This is a genomic window from Syntrophales bacterium, from assembly GCA_030018935.1.
In the GTDB taxonomy this organism is placed as follows: Bacteria; Desulfobacterota; Syntrophia; order Syntrophales; family CG2-30-49-12; genus CG2-30-49-12.
Genome location: JASEGZ010000013.1, coordinates 1 through 14,898, shown reverse-complemented (window position 1 = coordinate 14,898; position 14,898 = coordinate 1). Strand labels below are relative to the sequence as shown.

General features: G+C 45.9%; 11 protein-coding genes. 8 read left to right on the top strand and 3 right to left on the bottom strand.

Annotated elements, in window-relative coordinates; translation table 11 throughout:
- Nucleotide 1 precedes the first annotated feature (1 nt).
- Nucleotides 2–1,045 (bottom strand): tRNA (adenosine(37)-N6)-threonylcarbamoyltransferase complex transferase subunit TsaD, encoded by a 1,044-nt coding sequence (tsaD, locus tag QMD03_04010; protein MDI6776397.1) that lies wholly within the window; start codon nucleotides 1,043–1,045, stop codon nucleotides 2–4.
- Between the two features lie 112 nt (nucleotides 1,046–1,157).
- On the opposite strand from tsaD, the gene nadB reads away from it, so the two are divergent.
- Genes nadB through QMD03_03995 form a run of 3 tightly spaced genes read left to right on the top strand, consistent with a single transcriptional unit; the run spans nucleotide 1,158 to nucleotide 6,661 of the window.
- A complete protein-coding gene (gene nadB / locus QMD03_04005; protein MDI6776396.1) occupies nucleotides 1,158–2,786 on the top strand; it encodes an L-aspartate oxidase in 1,629 nt (542 codons plus the stop codon).
- Between the two features lie 49 nt (nucleotides 2,787–2,835).
- A complete protein-coding gene (locus QMD03_04000; protein ID MDI6776395.1) occupies nucleotides 2,836–3,195 on the top strand; it encodes a hypothetical protein in 360 nt (119 codons plus the stop codon).
- Entirely contained in the window at nucleotides 3,185–6,661 is a 3,477-nt protein-coding gene (locus QMD03_03995) for an N-6 DNA methylase (GenBank protein ID MDI6776394.1), read from the top strand. Before QMD03_04000 ends, QMD03_03995 begins: the two co-directional genes overlap by 11 nt.
- Nucleotides 6,662–7,519: 858 nt before the next feature.
- Here QMD03_03995 and dcd read toward each other — a convergent pair.
- On the bottom strand, nucleotides 7,520–8,176 hold the full coding sequence (gene dcd / locus QMD03_03990) for a dCTP deaminase (GenBank protein ID MDI6776393.1): 657 nt from the start codon (nucleotides 8,174–8,176) through the stop codon (nucleotides 7,520–7,522).
- A 444-nt stretch (nucleotides 8,177–8,620) separates the two neighbouring features.
- Between dcd and QMD03_03985 the strand changes: the two genes are divergently transcribed.
- From QMD03_03985 to QMD03_03965, 5 genes are all read left to right on the top strand, one after another.
- On the top strand, nucleotides 8,621–8,860 hold the full coding sequence (locus QMD03_03985; protein MDI6776392.1) for a hypothetical protein: 240 nt from the start codon (nucleotides 8,621–8,623) through the stop codon (nucleotides 8,858–8,860).
- Nucleotides 8,861–8,991: 131 nt separating this feature from the next.
- Nucleotides 8,992–9,294, top strand: a complete 303-nt coding sequence (locus tag QMD03_03980; protein MDI6776391.1) for an aspartyl protease family protein — start codon at nucleotides 8,992–8,994, stop codon at nucleotides 9,292–9,294.
- Between the two features lie 352 nt (nucleotides 9,295–9,646).
- The gene (gene rtcA / locus QMD03_03975) at nucleotides 9,647–10,687 is read left to right on the top strand and encodes an RNA 3'-terminal phosphate cyclase (GenBank protein MDI6776390.1); all 1,041 of its coding nucleotides are present in this window, start codon (nucleotides 9,647–9,649) and stop codon (nucleotides 10,685–10,687) included.
- Between the two features lie 50 nt (nucleotides 10,688–10,737).
- Nucleotides 10,738–11,754, top strand: coding sequence for a radical SAM protein (locus QMD03_03970; protein MDI6776389.1), 1,017 nt, complete (start codon nucleotides 10,738–10,740; stop codon nucleotides 11,752–11,754).
- A 257-nt stretch (nucleotides 11,755–12,011) separates the two neighbouring features.
- Nucleotides 12,012–14,015 (top strand): cation:proton antiporter, encoded by a 2,004-nt coding sequence (locus QMD03_03965; protein ID MDI6776388.1) that lies wholly within the window; start codon nucleotides 12,012–12,014, stop codon nucleotides 14,013–14,015.
- A gap of 233 nt (nucleotides 14,016–14,248) precedes the next feature.
- Here the strand turns inward: QMD03_03965 and QMD03_03960 are convergent, their stop codons facing one another.
- Nucleotides 14,249–14,812 (bottom strand): DUF4125 family protein, encoded by a 564-nt coding sequence (locus tag QMD03_03960; protein MDI6776387.1) that lies wholly within the window; start codon nucleotides 14,810–14,812, stop codon nucleotides 14,249–14,251.
- Nucleotides 14,813–14,898 lie beyond the last annotated feature (86 nt).

The window sequence follows — 14,898 nt, the reverse complement described above, 5'->3', positions numbered from 1 at the left end:
CTCAGCCCAGGTGGCTACCTTCGTCCTTCCGGCAGTGGAAAGGGTCAGGAATAGACGGCCATCTGGAAATTGCATTCAGATTCAGGGCATCGCATCTTCCCGCTCTTAAGAGATGTTCACCTAAAGCGGCAATCATAGCGGCATTGTCGGTGCACAAAACAGGAGGAGGGATAAACACCTCAACCCCCCTCTCGCCGGCGTTCTCATAAAACAGTTCTCTCAGGCGGCTGTTTGCCGCAACCCCGCCGCATACAACAACACGGAAAACAGAAGACGTCTCCGCCGCCCTCAAGGTCTTTTCTACCAGGACATCGGCAATAGCCTCCTGATAACTGGCGGCTACATGGGGTAATTCATCCCCGCTAAAGGGGTATCCCCGTCTTTTGATACAGGTCAGAAGTGCAGTCTTCAGGCCGCTGAAGCTAAAATCTAAACTGTCCTTCATCGCCCTCGGAAATTTCAGCCAGTTTCGCTCTCCCCTTTTAGCCAGTTGATCAATAACAATCCCCCCCGGATAACCGAGCCCCAGCATTTTGGCCCCCTTATCAAAGGCTTCTCCGGCAGCGTCATCCCTCGTTTGCCCCAGGACTGTAAAGTTCTCAAAACCTTTTACCAGATAAATAGTCGTATGGCCACCGGAAGCAACAAGGGCCACAAAGGGAAAGGCGATTTTCCCCTCTGTGAGGAAGATCGAGGCAATATGGCCCTCAAGGTGATTCACTCCGACGAAAGGTATGTTCCTGGCGAAAGCAATTGCCTTCGCCACGGACAGACCCACAAGAAGAGAACCGACCAATCCCGGACCCATCGTCACTGCTATCCCTTCAATATCATTCAGTGTGACCTGCGCACCATCAAGGGCCTGAAGTATCACCGGCGCTATTGCCTCAATATGCTTCCTGGAGGCAATCTCCGGTACGACACCGCCATACCGGCTATGGACATCAATCTGGGAAGCAACAATATTAGAGAGAATAAAACGGCCATTACTAACAACCGCCGCCGCCGTCTCATCACAGGAAGACTCTATACCTAAAACCAGCATGCCTCTGTCCTTGAAGATATTTTCCTTTTACAAAGATTGGAAAAGTATATATAGAAATCCAAACGCTTGTAAACAAACTTTTCATTCTTCGAACCAAGAAAGGTAAAAATGCATGGAGATAGTCACAGATTTTCTGGTTATAGGAAGCGGTATCGCGGGGCTTTGCTTTGCCATCAAGGCCGCCGATCTGGGAACGGTAGCCATCATCACGAAAAAGGAAAAATCCGAATCGAGCACGAACTATGCCCAGGGGGGGATAGCCGCCGTTGCCGACAAGACGGACCGGTTTGAATATCATATCAACGATACCCTCACCTGTGGGGCAGGTCTCTGCAAAGAAGAGGCGGTAAAATTCGTTGTTACGGAAGGACCGGAAAGGATAAGGGAACTGGAGAAATGGGGGGTTGAATTTGCGAGAACGGAGAATAACAATTCCACCCTTTACGACCTCGGACAGGAAGGGGGACATTCGCACAGGAGGATCTTCCACGCGAAAGACCTTACCGGCAGGGAAATCGAACGTGCCCTACACGAAAAAGCAAGTCGGAAAAAAAATATAAGTATTTATGAAAATTATATTGCCATTGATCTTATTTTAAAATCTGTCCTTCTTAAACAGGAAAAGAACAATGGTGATAAGTGCCTCGGGGCCTATGCCCTGGATATTGATCATAACGAGATACCTACATTCAGAGCCAAGTTCACCATTCTGACCACCGGTGGCGCCGGTAAAGTGTACCTCATCACTACTAATCCCGACATCGCCACCGGTGACGGCATCGCCATGGCTTACAGGGTGGGGGCGCAAATCGCCAATATGGAATTCATCCAGTTTCATCCGACCTGCCTCTTCCATCCGGAAGCGAAATCGTTTCTCATCAGTGAGGTCGTCCGTGGAGAAGGGGGCATCCTGAAATTGAAAAGCGGCAAAACCTTCATGGAAAAATACCACCCCATGAAGAATCTTGCCCCGAGGGATATAGTGGCCAGAGCCATAGATGCGGAACTGAAAAAATCAGGCGATGAGTATGTCCTCCTCGACATCACCCACAGAGACAGGGATTTTCTCATCAACAGATTCCCCAATATCTACCAGAAATGCCTGGAGTTCGGCATTGATATCACAAAGGATCAGATTCCCGTTGTTCCTGCCGCTCATTATCTCTGCGGAGGCGTATTGGTCGATCATTTTGGGGAAACGAACATCGAGAGACTCTTTGCCTGTGGCGAGGTCTCCTGCACCGGTCTCCATGGGGCCAATCGCTTGGCAAGCAACTCGCTTCTTGAAGCGGTGGTGTTTTCCCACAGGTCATTTGTCAGTATAGCCGGGCAGTTCCCGGAAATCAAAGACGATCCCATTCCCATCCCTTCCTGGGATCCCCGTGGAGCCACAGAAAGTGATGAATCTATTGTCGTTTCTCATAACTGGGATGAGATCAGGAGGTGTATGGGGAATTACGTGGGCATTGTCCGGTCAAATAAAAGACTGGAACGGGCGGAACGGCGAATCGTCCTGATTAACAGGGAGATTGACGAATACTACAGAAATTTTATCATCACGAGGGATTTAGTGGAACTCCGAAACATTGCCACGGTAGCAAAACTCATCGTTAAATGTGCCAGAATGAGGAAAGAAAGCAGAGGTCTCCATTATAATATTGATTATCCTGAGAGGGATGACAGGCACTGGTTGCAGGACACAGTCATAGTGAAAGATAAGGGATTGCTAAAAATGCGCTAATCCTATAATTATAAGCAATGCCGTTCCTGAAAAAGGAGAAGAAGATTTTATGAAAAAGAGTACTACCGACCACCAGATTACGGGTGGCTCCGAGATGCAGCAGTGGCGCCATCCCGGCGGCAAACTCAGAGAACTCGGTGCGGAAAGCCTTTCAGATGTAGAATTGCTTTCAATCCTGATTTCTACAGGCATCAAAGGGAAGCCAGCAGAAAAGATTGCGGAAGAAATTTTTGCAAAGTTCGGCTCATTCAAGGGAATGGCTAATCAGCCTCTGGAAAAGTTTTTAGAAATCAAAGGGCTTGCCGATGTGAAAATCATAAAAATTGCGGCTGCCTTTGAGATTGCCCGAAGAATTGTGAATCAGGTCTTATCCGAGGGATCTCCTGAGAGCAAAGACATTGAAAAGTAAAATCAAGGCAAAATCAACAAAAATTCCCAGTCCCTTTGGGATGATCGCTCACAAGACAGAGCGAACGGCGGTAGCCATTCTGATGCACTGGATGAGGGAGATTATTGAGCGTAAAAATCTTGACCTCGGCCTGCCCGATGTTGAAACTTCGGGCGATGATAGAAAGATGCCGGATACAGTTATCTATGAATCCCGCGGGAGCCAAAATATCCTCTGTGTATTGGAGGCAAAGCCTCCATACCACGATGTCTTTGACGAAAAAGAATTGAAATGGCCCGCCAGAGAGAAGGCAACTCAGAGAAAAGCAAAATACTTTGCTCTCACCAATTTCAAAAGACTCATCTGGTTTAGCACGGAAAAGGTAAATGCACTGAGACCAGAAGAAGAACAAATCGTTGAAAAATACGCCCTCTCAGAACTTGAGAATCTGGATGATATTGAACAGACAAGATACAGAGAGCCTATAAAGAAGGGGCTTGCAGATTTTCTCACCAGACTTTATTCCGTCCATTCTGGCAGAGAACCTGAACCCAAACAGGCAATAGATGAGTTTTTAATCTTCAGACTTCAGGAGAAGATAAGGGTTCTCTCTACCTACTACAGAAGGATTATTGATGACCAATGCCACAAGAACTCTTCTTTCGCTAAGAGCCTCAAAAACTGGTTTGTAGATCAGGGCTGGAATTTTGCCTGGCAGTCTCAGGACTTTGATAAGGCATCAAGACAAACCGCCTATCTTCTTGTCAACAAAATTCTCTTCTACAACCTTCTTCAGGCAAAGAGGCCTCATGAACTGGCTCCTCTTGAAATACCCGAAAGCTTGCTGAAAGGGGCGCAACTCCAAAAGATTCTCCAGAGTTTCTTTGATGAAGTCCTGAAGATTGACTACGAGACTATTTATACCACTGACTTTATAGATACCATCGCTTTCCCTGAAGCAAAAGAGGTCATCAAAGAGATAAAGGAACTTATCACTATCCTCAAAAAATACGATTTTTCCAGGCTCGGTTATGATGTCATAGGCAGAATCTTTGAACGACTTATTCCACAGGATGAGCGCCACAATCTGGGTCAGTATTTCACCAGCCCCGATGTGGTGGATTTAATTCTCAAGTTCTGTTTACACCACGAAGATGACAGAATCCTTGACCCAGCCTGCGGGGCAGGGACATTTCTGGTGAGAGCTTACCAGCACAAAAAACTGATGAATCAACGCAAAGGGCACGAGGACATCCTGACCACGCTTTGGGGAAATGACATTGCTAAGTTCCCTGCCCACCTTGCTACGATTAACCTTGCCATCAACGACCTGGGTGTAGACAAGAATTATCCTAATATCCTTCAGGAAGATTTCTTCGCCCTTCTTGTTGGAGATGAAGGCTTCGACCCTGAGAAATGGAGAAAGACAAGGGCAAGGACACTTGGTCGGGAGGAGAGGGAGGTTACCTTTCCCCGATGGTTTGATGCAGTTGTGGGCAATCCTCCCTATACAAGACAGGAGGAAATAAGCGATATCTCCCCTGAGGATGCTGCATATAAGGGGAACTTGATTGAAAAGGCCCTTTATTTTCTCAACAAAAAGATTGCTGAAATTGGAAAAAGGGCTGGCATCCATGCCTACTTCTTTGTCCACGGCACAAAGTTTCTGAAAGACGGTGGTCATTTCGGTTTCATCGTCTCCAACTCCTGGCTCGATGTGGACTACGGCAAAGGGCTTCAGGATTTCTTTCTAAAAAATTACAAAATTATTGCCATCATAGAATCTAAGGTAGAACGCTGGTTTGAAGAGGCGGACATCAACACCTGTATCATCATCCTTCAAAAGTGCAGGGATAAAAGGGAAAGGGACGAAAACCTCGTTCGCTTTGTCTATCTCAAAAAGTCTCTGCGAAACTTTATCCCCCCAGCCCAGGACATGTGGGAAAAGCAGGTAGAGAGGCTCACTGCCATAGACAAACTCAAAAAGACCATCCTCGCCCACAATGATTTTTATGAAAACGAGGAATTGAGAATCTACCCCAAGAGCCAGAAGGAATTAGGGGAGGAAGGGTTCGACATAGAAGAGCAAAAATATGTTGGAGCAAAGTGGGGTAAATATCTTAGAGCACCGGAGATTTTCTTTAAGATTCTTGAAAAGGGCAAAGGTAAGCTTGTGCCCCTAAAGGAGATCGCCGAGGTAAGGCGTGGCTTCACTACCGGTGCCAATGAGTTCTTCTATCTTACCGAGGAGGAGATAAAGGAAAAAGGGATTGAGAAAGAGTTCTGGATGCATCAGGATGAGAACGGGAATTGGGTGCCGAATTATGTCATCAAATCTCCACGGGAATGCAAATCCATCGTCGTTAAACCGGAAGATTTGAAATACCGGGTTTTGATGGTTCATAAGGACAAGAAGGATTTGAAGGGTACAAATATCCTGAGATACATTCAAGAAGGTGACCGTAAGGGATTTGATAAAAGGCCAACCTGTGCAAGTAGAGGAAGATGGTATGACTTGGGGATTTGGGAAAAACCCGATCTCATTTGGTCCGATGCTTATAACGACAGATATGGGATATATGACACGCAAAAAACTTGGGCAGACAAAAGATTCTTTTACATTTACCTTAAAAACAAGGCCGATTATACCTTGTTTCACGCCTATCTAAATAGCTCCATCATTCCTCTAATGATTGAGATAGATGGGATTACAAATTTAGGAGAGGGTGCAGTTTATACAAATGTTTATCAAGTCGAACGTTTGCAAATTCCCTCCAGTATTACTAAGGAATTACAGCGACGTCTTTCATCTCTCTTAAGACATATTAGCGATAGAAAAATCTTATCTATCTTCCACGAGCTTGGCGCCTCTTCCCCCGCCGAAGTATCCCTTTCCAAAGTCAAGCCTGACCGTAGAGAACTGGATAAAATCATTATGGGTGAAATCTTAGGGCTTACAGAAGAGGAGCAACTTGAGGTTTATCGGGCAGTAATAGACCTGGTTAAATCAAGAATTGAGAAGGCAAAGAGTTTTGGAAAAAAGAAAAAAACAAAAGAAGGGATAGATGTAGATGCCTTTGTAAAAACCGTGATGAGCAATATCGGTGAGGAGACACTCGGCAAATTCTATAGAGAGAAGATTCTTACCTTGAAACCTCTCTTAACAAAAATACTTCCCAAAGCATCCGGCGAGATAAAAATTGAGCGAAGTTTGTTTGGATGGAGACTCTCTTCTGGCAGGCAACATATTGAATGTGGCTCTGAGGAAGAAGCCCGCTATCTCAGGGTATTTCTTGAGGTGGGGCTGGAGAAGGTGAAAGTTCCCAAAGATGATGGCCACTTAGACAATATTCTTTCAGAGTTAGAAGCACTAAAAAATAGGATTGCTCAGGTTGTTAACTCGTATCTTGAATCAATCCGAGACATTAAAACCAGAGAAAGACTCAAACATCTACTCTGGGTAGAGATAGTAAAAGACACAGCATAGCCGTATAACATACCCAATCACAGCATTAGACGACATTTTGCTTGTCTAATGCAGACCCAAAATGTATAGTTACTTGTAACTACTCAGGCACAAAGTGGCAAAGGCACATAGGCACAAAGCAGAGCGGAGCAGGGTCGTTTCGTTGTTTTTTTCCTACTTTGTGCCTTTGGTGCTCTGTGCCTACCTGAATAGTTACAGTTACTTTATATGAAGAAAGTTTTGAAATTCTGGTAAAATTCTTTTTTCCGGCATATATGACAATTTTCCTACAATATACGAGGTTCTCTTTTACATGTTATGAAAGCAAAAATACGAAGGTTAATCAACAAAAAAGTTAATAATCAGGAGATATTTTAATTGATTTTATACAGAGATTATGGGAAATTTAGCAATAAATGGGAAATTCTTATAATAATTGTAAGGCGGGCCGCTTGAGACGCACCGTGTAAAAATTGGATAGAAGCAATAATAAGGGCGCGTCTCCACGCTCTCGCCTGCCTTACGGTGGAACTGCCCTGCTACGCCCGGACTCGCGATTGTCGGTGGACCGCTGACAGCGGCCCGCCTAACCAATCGCTCGACCGGCGTTAGCTACAAATAAAATTTAACCCCCAATGGAGGTATTTATCACCTAATACTACTCCGACACATTGTCATTCCGAGAAGCGCAGCGACGAGAAATCTCACAAATTAGACCCTGGACGGAAAGATTCTTCACTCCCTTCGGTCGTTCGGAATGACATAAAACATGAATTGTCGGAGTAGTACTAAATATGGTGATACAATGCCACTCGAGTTTGATTATCCAGTATAATAATGAAGTGGGGAGTGATGAGCAAATATCTGTTTTATGCACATTCATTTTAAAGCAATCATCATCCCAAGAATAGCCAATCCAATTGTTAATATAACAGGTATCACCCACTGCATAATCTTTACTTCTTTGGAAAGTTGTCCGACGTTTGCGCTAAGAGAGCGTAATGTGGTTAGAACTTCCGAAAGAGCCATACCTTCTGTCTCTGTAATGAACTCGATTTCTTCAGCACCCAATTCCATTTTATGTTGATACGGTCCACAATATGGTTTTGTAGAAGGTTCTTCAAGACGATGAAACTCGACAGAAACCAAGTCGTCCCTATATGGAAGTGAAACTGGTTTTGGAGTGAGATTTGTTACACCTATAATGAGTTTACCGTGAAAACCTGGATCAATTTGTGGCCCTGTAGTTGCAATTAATCCCTTCCGGGCATACTTTGAACGAAGACCGAATCTTGCTGCATGTTGTGGCCCTAAGCGAACTTCTTCCAAGACAGTTATAACACCAAAATCGCCTGGTTGAAGCAAGAGATAACCCGCCTCTCTGATATTTACAATTTTTTTCGTGCTTGTGGTCGCTCCCTGATCTCCTACCCTAAAATCATATGTCGCGGCCTGAACTTGTGATTCATCAAATGGGTTAATAAGTATATCACCTTTTTGATAAGCCTCCTCTATTTGTTTGTTATTAAGTATCATAATTTGCCCTCCATTTATAATCTTAAATAGTTGAGTTAAATAATTTGGAGACTATTAATAATACTAAATGTTGTTTTATTTTTTATTAATATACCATATATTGTATTTAATAGCGTTTTTTATTTATAGAACATATGTTCTAATAAGTCAAGAACTTTCCGCTTGATTATTTCTACAAAAAACATATTCTAAACACGGGCGAAGCGGTTTGCGCATTATAGTTATTAATAAAAACAGCTAACCACTCACTCAAACCGACCGGGAATTTCGCCGGTGCACATGGCATAGTCTGTAGCCCGGTGGCTTACTTCTGACGTTGGACGAACAGACCGAGCAATTGTGACAAATTGCCTTGCCACTATGTTGAACTTGACTCTCGGTTGAGATTATGAGATTATTTCATAAAAAGGCAGATATAAGCATGTGTAGGAAGGAGGTACATATATGCCCGAGTTGCTTGCTGTCGAATTAAAAACATATGAGGAAAATTTCGAGTCTCTGGTTGGAGCCCACGAAGGGAAGTTCGTGGTGATCCATGAAAAACGTGTCCTTGGCGCCTTTGATTCACAGTTTGATGCAATAACTTCGGGTTATCAGGAGCTTGGAAACGTGCCGTTTTTCGTCAAGCAGGTTTCTAAGGTCGAAGTACCACTAAGTTTTGTATCCAATCTCTTGGGGGTTTAGGAACAATGCCCTCCTTCACGACCCAACTTCCGAACTTACAGACTTTGGGTCCACTTGTCGATATGAGGGTTTGGGTTGGCACTTCCGTCGAACAGGCAATACGAAAGACTGGTGGGAAGGTCCCTGATCCAGTGGCTGGTAAAGGTATGATTGATACGGGAGCCACCGGCAGTGTTATTCAACCCACTTTAGTCCAGCAGTTAGGGCTTCAACCAATTAGTGTAGTCAACATTAGCACTCCATCCTCTGAGAGCATTCCCTGCTATCAGTATAGTGTCCGCTTCATCTTCCCCAATAATGTCATTGTTGAAGCAATTGCAATAGAGGCACCCCTCAAAGGTCAACAAATCCATTGCCTTGTGGGGAGAGACGTGCTCGCGCATAGCGTCTTAGTTTATACAGGCTACATAAATCAGTTTACCCTTAGCTTCTAACCCCCTTTGTTGTCAGGTCAAGAGTCCCGTCCAGAGACCAAGGTAGTGCCCACTGGATGGGCACATCTTCCAGGGAAATGGATGAGACGGAATTGATTGATACTCACTGGCGGTCACAACACGAGAAGACAATGAAGTATGAAGGCTTCTGGGAATCTCTGTGCCCCGATCACAAAGACTGACGGGAGACCAATACAAAAGACAAAACGTCCAACATAGTGTTTGTGGTTAGCTGAATTTGCAGCCATTTTCGCAATACAAAGCTTGCCTGCAGCAGGATTATTCCTGAAAAAATCTTAATTCCCACCGGGAGCATATTTTTTCCGCAATCTCAAATAGTAAAGATAGAAGTATGATTTATATTGATGGGTCAGCGAAGTCGGGAAGCGGAACTATCGTGCGCTATGCGGTAGCCCTCTCCTCTCTGCTTGGCGAGGATCTCCACCTAACCAATATCAGGGCAAAGAGGGATAAGCCTGGCCTCCGTCCTCAGCATCTTGCCTCTGTAACGGCCTGTGCCCGGATGTGTGATGCCCATGTGGAAGGGGCAGAAGTGAACTCCAGAGAAATTGTCTACAAGCCAGGGAAAAGGGTAAAGGGCGGCCCATATCTGTGGGAAATCGGCACTGCCGGCTCGACCACCCTGCTGGTAATGACCCTGCTTCCCCTGGCCCTCTTTGCCGAAAGGGAAACCGTTCTGGAAATCTCGGGCGGACTCTTCCAGGACTTTGCCCCCTCGGCCCATCACATGCAGCACGTATTATTCCCCATCCTGAGAAAAATGGGAATCAAGGCAGAACTGGAGATAATCCGTCCCGGCTACGTCCCCCGAGGTGGCGGCATCATTAAGGTTAAGATCGCACCGGTTAATAAGGGCGTAAAACCTTTGAAACTGCTCACACAGGGGAAGATTAAGCAGATCAGCGGTCTTGCTCTTTCCTCCCGCCTGAGAGAAAAGAATGTCAGCCAGAGGATGGCGGAAGAGTGCCGGAAGGTCCTCGCCAGGAGTGGCTATAGTGCAAAAATTGAAACCCTATGGGACGAAACTGCCCTGCAGGCAGGGGCAAGTCTGACACTCTGGGCAGAGACGGATTCCGGTTGCCTGTTAGGCTCTGACCAGGCAGGTAAGAGGGGGCGCAGTTCTGAAGATATCGGGAGGTATGTGGCGCGAAATCTCCTCGAAGACTTGATGACAGGCGCTACCGTTGACAGGCGCCTGGCAGATCAGTTGATCATCTACGCTGCTCTTGCCGGCGGCGTCACAGAATGCGTCATACCTCGCACCACCGAACATGTGGATACCAATCTCTGGCTGGTGGAGAAGGTGGGAGCAAGCATCCGCCTCGAAAACAGTAGTTTGTATATAGAGGGGTTGGGTTATACCGGGCGGTAAAAGGCATGCCCTGACGTTAGGAAGGGTCAACCGATTGAGGATAAAACCCTATGCAAAATGCAAAACCATGCCCCGAAGTGTACTGGTTTGCCACAAATAAATGTAATCTCAGATGTATCTATTGTTGTTACGACAGTAAGCCGGAAGGCTCAGACGAACTTTCAACCGCAGAAGCGAAGGAGTTGATCCGGCAGGTGGCAGAGTTTTCTAAATACTTCGTTATTATCGGCGGGGAACCCCTGTTGAGGGAAGATCTCTTTGAGCTCCTTGACTATGCCCGCAGTCTCTCCCTTTCGTGCAGTATAATTACGAAAGGAACGAGCGGCAACAGGAAATGGGTGGAGAAAATGGCCGGAAGAGGGGTAAAGGTGGACATTGCTCTCGACGCCCTGACGTCAGAGGTCTGTAATCTACTCAGCCAGAGTGAGCGTACTTACGAGAAAACAAGAGAAACCATTGATAGTTGTCTCTCGGCTGGTATCCTTCAAGGAATAACATCTACCCTGATAAAACCCAACGCCAAAGAAACTTTGGACCTCCTGGATTTTGCTGCGGGACTGGGGGTAGAGGGGTGCTGGATGAGCTTGCGCCCCATCGGCAGGGGTGTCAATGTATACCGCGAGTTGGCGTTGACAGGCGTGGAATACGAGGAATATTTACACCAGTTCTACCACCGGGCGGACGAAATAAAGAAGAAGACAGGCCTCAGCTTTTATGTTTACGACCCCATATACTCCCGGGTTCTCAGCCAGCACGGAAACGACACCTACAGGATATGCAGAATCGGAAACTATCTGAATGTAGCTGCAAACGGCGACATAATCCCCTGTCTCTTTGTAGACCTCAAACTCGGCAATATCAGGGAAAAGGGACTTGAAGAGATATGGTCGGAGGTAATCTCGAGCCGGTTCTTCAGAGAGATACATGATCCGAACCGCCTAAAAGGCGCCTGTGGAGAATGCGCCTACAGCTTTGTTTGCGGCGGCTGCCGGGCCAGGGCCCATCAATTGACAGGGGACTGGTTTGCTTCAGATCCCGCCTGTGTTTATACATCAGGGGAGGATTAGATAACGGTCGCTCACAAGAAAGAAGATCGTAACAGGTCAATTCACATGACGGAGGAAGACACTTTGATGCTTGATCACTTGTTCAGGCTCAGGTCGGATACAGTGATCGGCGCCTCTATGAGAAAAGGGGGGAAATAACTCTGACCCCTTTTCCCTCCGGATAGGAGGTTTCCTTTATTCCCGGAACTGTCAAACCCCGGGAGTCTCCCGGCAGAGCCGGGGGTTTACCCAAGATTAATTAAAAGGTAAATTAGACTATGGAGATACCGCTGCTAAATGACATTGTTATTATATTTGGACTCGCTATTGCTGTGCTCTTTATATGCCATCGACTTCGCGTGCCGGCGATTGTAGGATTCCTCCTCACCGGGATATTCGTCGGGCCTTACGGAATTGGACTGGTAAAGGCAATTCATGAAGTTGAAATTTTTGCTGAAGTCGGTGTTGTGTTATTGCTTTTTACTATTGGAATCGAGTTCTCACTTAAGAGACTGTTACAAATCAGGAAGTCCGTCCTGATGGGCGGCTCGCTTCAGGTTTTGCTAACCTGTTTGGCTACTTTGTTCATAGTTAGGCAGTTTGACCATGCCTTTGGTGAGGCGGTCTTCATCGGGTTTCTCGTAGCCCTCAGCAGCACGGTGATTGTGCTCAAACTAATCCAAGAAAGAGCCGAAGTTGATAGTCCACACGGGCGTACAAGTCTTGGCATCCTGATCTTCCAGGATATTATTGTTGTTCCAATGATCTTGGTCACGCCGCTACTGGCTGGAGCAACAGGAAATTTAGGCCAATCCCTCCTCGTTCTTCTAACCAAAGGAATCGTTATCATCCTGTTGGCATTGGTCTCTGCCAGATGGATCGTTCCCCAGGTGTTGTATCAAATCGCAAGGACACGTAATCACGAACTTTTTCTATTAAGCGTGGTTGTAATATGCTTTGGTGTTGCGTGGCTTACCTCTAAGGCCGGGCTGTCCCTGGCCATGGGCGCGTTTTTAGCAGGATTGATCATTTCCGAATCTGAATACAGCCATCAGGCCCTCGGGAATATTCTACCCTTTCGGGATGTCTTTACAACCTTCTTTTTTGTCTCCATTGGCATGATGTTTGATGTCGGTTTTCTCTTCCAGCAACCGGGATTTATCGTGCTGATTGCGCTAAGCGTTTTGGTTTTGAAAGCTATCATCGCTGGATCTGTTACCATTTTACTGGGATTTCCACTTCGCATCGGAATTTTAGTCGGTTTGGCGCTCGGCCAGATCGGTGAATTTTCTTTCATTTTATCCAGAACCGGTATTGAACACGGTTTGCTGGCCGGAAATATTTATCAAATGTTTCTGGCTGTCTCTGTTCTTAGTATGGCGGCGACACCATTTATTATAAACTTGGCGCCCCGCCTAGCGGGCATTATCCTACGGTTGCCGCTTCCGAAAAGGCTGATATCAGGCTTTTATCCTGTTTCAGAAACAAAGGTCGTGGACCGGAAAGACCACCTTATTATAATCGGTTTCGGAGTGAACGGGAGAAATGTGGCACGCGCCGGCAGAGTTGCCGGTATCCCCTATGCAATCATTGAAATGAACCCGGAAACAGTAAGGAGCGAACAAGCAAAGGGCGAGCCTATTTATTATGGCGATGCAACCCAGGAAGCCGTACTTCGGTATGCAAACATCAATGAAGCGAGAATCGTTGTAGTGGCCATAAACGACCCTACCGCGACTCGTCGAATTACAGGAGCAATTCGAAAACTTAATCCGAAAGTTCATTTGATCGTACGAACCCGTTATCTCCAAGAGATGAAGCCTCTGTATGAATTAGGAGCCAACGAAGTAATTCCAGAAGAGTTTGAAACTTCAATAGAGATCTTTACTCTGGTTTTGACGAAATATTTTATACCCAGAGATGAAATCGAAAGGCTGGTCGCTGAGGTGCGAGCAGATGGTTACGAGATGTTTCGAAGCCTTTCTAAACCGTCGGCATCTTTTTTTGATTTGAAACTTCAGCTTCATGATGTTGATATCAGTACGTTTCAGATCCTGCCAGGATCACCGTTAATTGGGAAAAATCTTGCCCAGACCGAGTTAAGGAAGCGTTATGGGGTTTCCGTGGTGGCAATACGACGGGACTCACAAATATTGTCCAACCCGGGTGCAGACACGCTCCTTCTTTCCAATGATGTACTTTTTGTCCTTGGGGCTCCTGAGAAAATATCAGAAGCTATCAACATGTTTTCATATTCACACGAAAGAAACGAAGGGTCGTGAATCCATGAAAAGTTGGCTCCATCTACTTGACAAGCAAACAACGTCCCCCCAGAATACGTCATACCTCGCACCACTGGGCATGTGGATACCAATCTTTGGCTGGTGGAAAAGGTGGTGGGAGCAAGAACCCATCTCGAAAATAATGATTTGTATATGTATGTATGTATATGTATATGTATATAGAGGGGCTGGGTTATACCGGACGGTAAAAGGTTAACTGACCCCTGACCCCTTTACCCTCCCTGTACACCAGCTTCATTTCTGAATCTTTCCAGCATCGTATTAAAAATCATTTCCACTCGATTCAGGTTTTTCGACTTCATATTGAGGAGGTCTTCGTAATAAAGTTCAAGGGTCCTTCTTGAATAGGTGGCAAGTTCCCCCCGGGCATAGGTCTCAGAAGATACTCCCCATGGTGAATCATCTGCACTATAAATCGGCCGCGCAGGCTTGAGGTGAGGAGATTTTTTTGCCAGCTCTTCCAGCCACCCGCATTCTATGGCAACGATCTTATTGATCAATGAGAGGGTTTCCGTGTCAGGAGACGGGATCAGGCCTTCCATACGGGCATACTTTTCTGTCATCAAATTCCTTCCCATCTTTTTTGCCTCTTCAAGGTCCTGCAGGTAGCTTTCCAGGGTGGCTTCAGACCAGTTCAGGAAATTACTTGTCCGGACGATTTTGAAGGTTTCCGGTTCCTCCTGACAGGAAGCCCTTCCCCCCCTGTTTTTTACCGTCGAAAACATACCCCACTCAATCTCTATGATCCTGGAAATCAAATCTTCCTTCCCGCTCATGTCTCCCCTCCTCTCAACCATTCATAACGATTTTATGAAATCTTCAAAACTTGAATACCCCGTTCTGTGAACGGGGATGAAAAGTT

Bases quoted from the DNA above. Each gene is read 5' to 3' on its own strand.
- nadB (MDI6776396.1), top strand. From the start codon at position 1,158: ATGGAGATAGTCACAGATTTTCTGGTTATAGGAAGCGGTATCGCGGGG.
- dcd (MDI6776393.1), bottom strand. From the start codon at position 8,176: ATGATACTTAATAACAAACAAATAGAGGAGGCTTATCAAAAAGGTGAT.
- QMD03_03965 (MDI6776388.1), top strand. From the start codon at position 12,012: ATGGAGATACCGCTGCTAAATGACATTGTTATTATATTTGGACTCGCT.
- QMD03_03985 (MDI6776392.1), top strand. From the start codon at position 8,621: ATGCCCGAGTTGCTTGCTGTCGAATTAAAAACATATGAGGAAAATTTC.
- tsaD (MDI6776397.1), bottom strand. From the start codon at position 1,045: ATGCTGGTTTTAGGTATAGAGTCTTCCTGTGATGAGACGGCGGCGGCG.
- QMD03_03960 (MDI6776387.1), bottom strand. From the start codon at position 14,812: ATGAGCGGGAAGGAAGATTTGATTTCCAGGATCATAGAGATTGAGTGG.
- QMD03_03970 (MDI6776389.1), top strand. From the start codon at position 10,738: ATGCAAAATGCAAAACCATGCCCCGAAGTGTACTGGTTTGCCACAAAT.
- rtcA (MDI6776390.1), top strand. From the start codon at position 9,647: ATGATTTATATTGATGGGTCAGCGAAGTCGGGAAGCGGAACTATCGTG.
- QMD03_04000 (MDI6776395.1), top strand. From the start codon at position 2,836: ATGAAAAAGAGTACTACCGACCACCAGATTACGGGTGGCTCCGAGATG.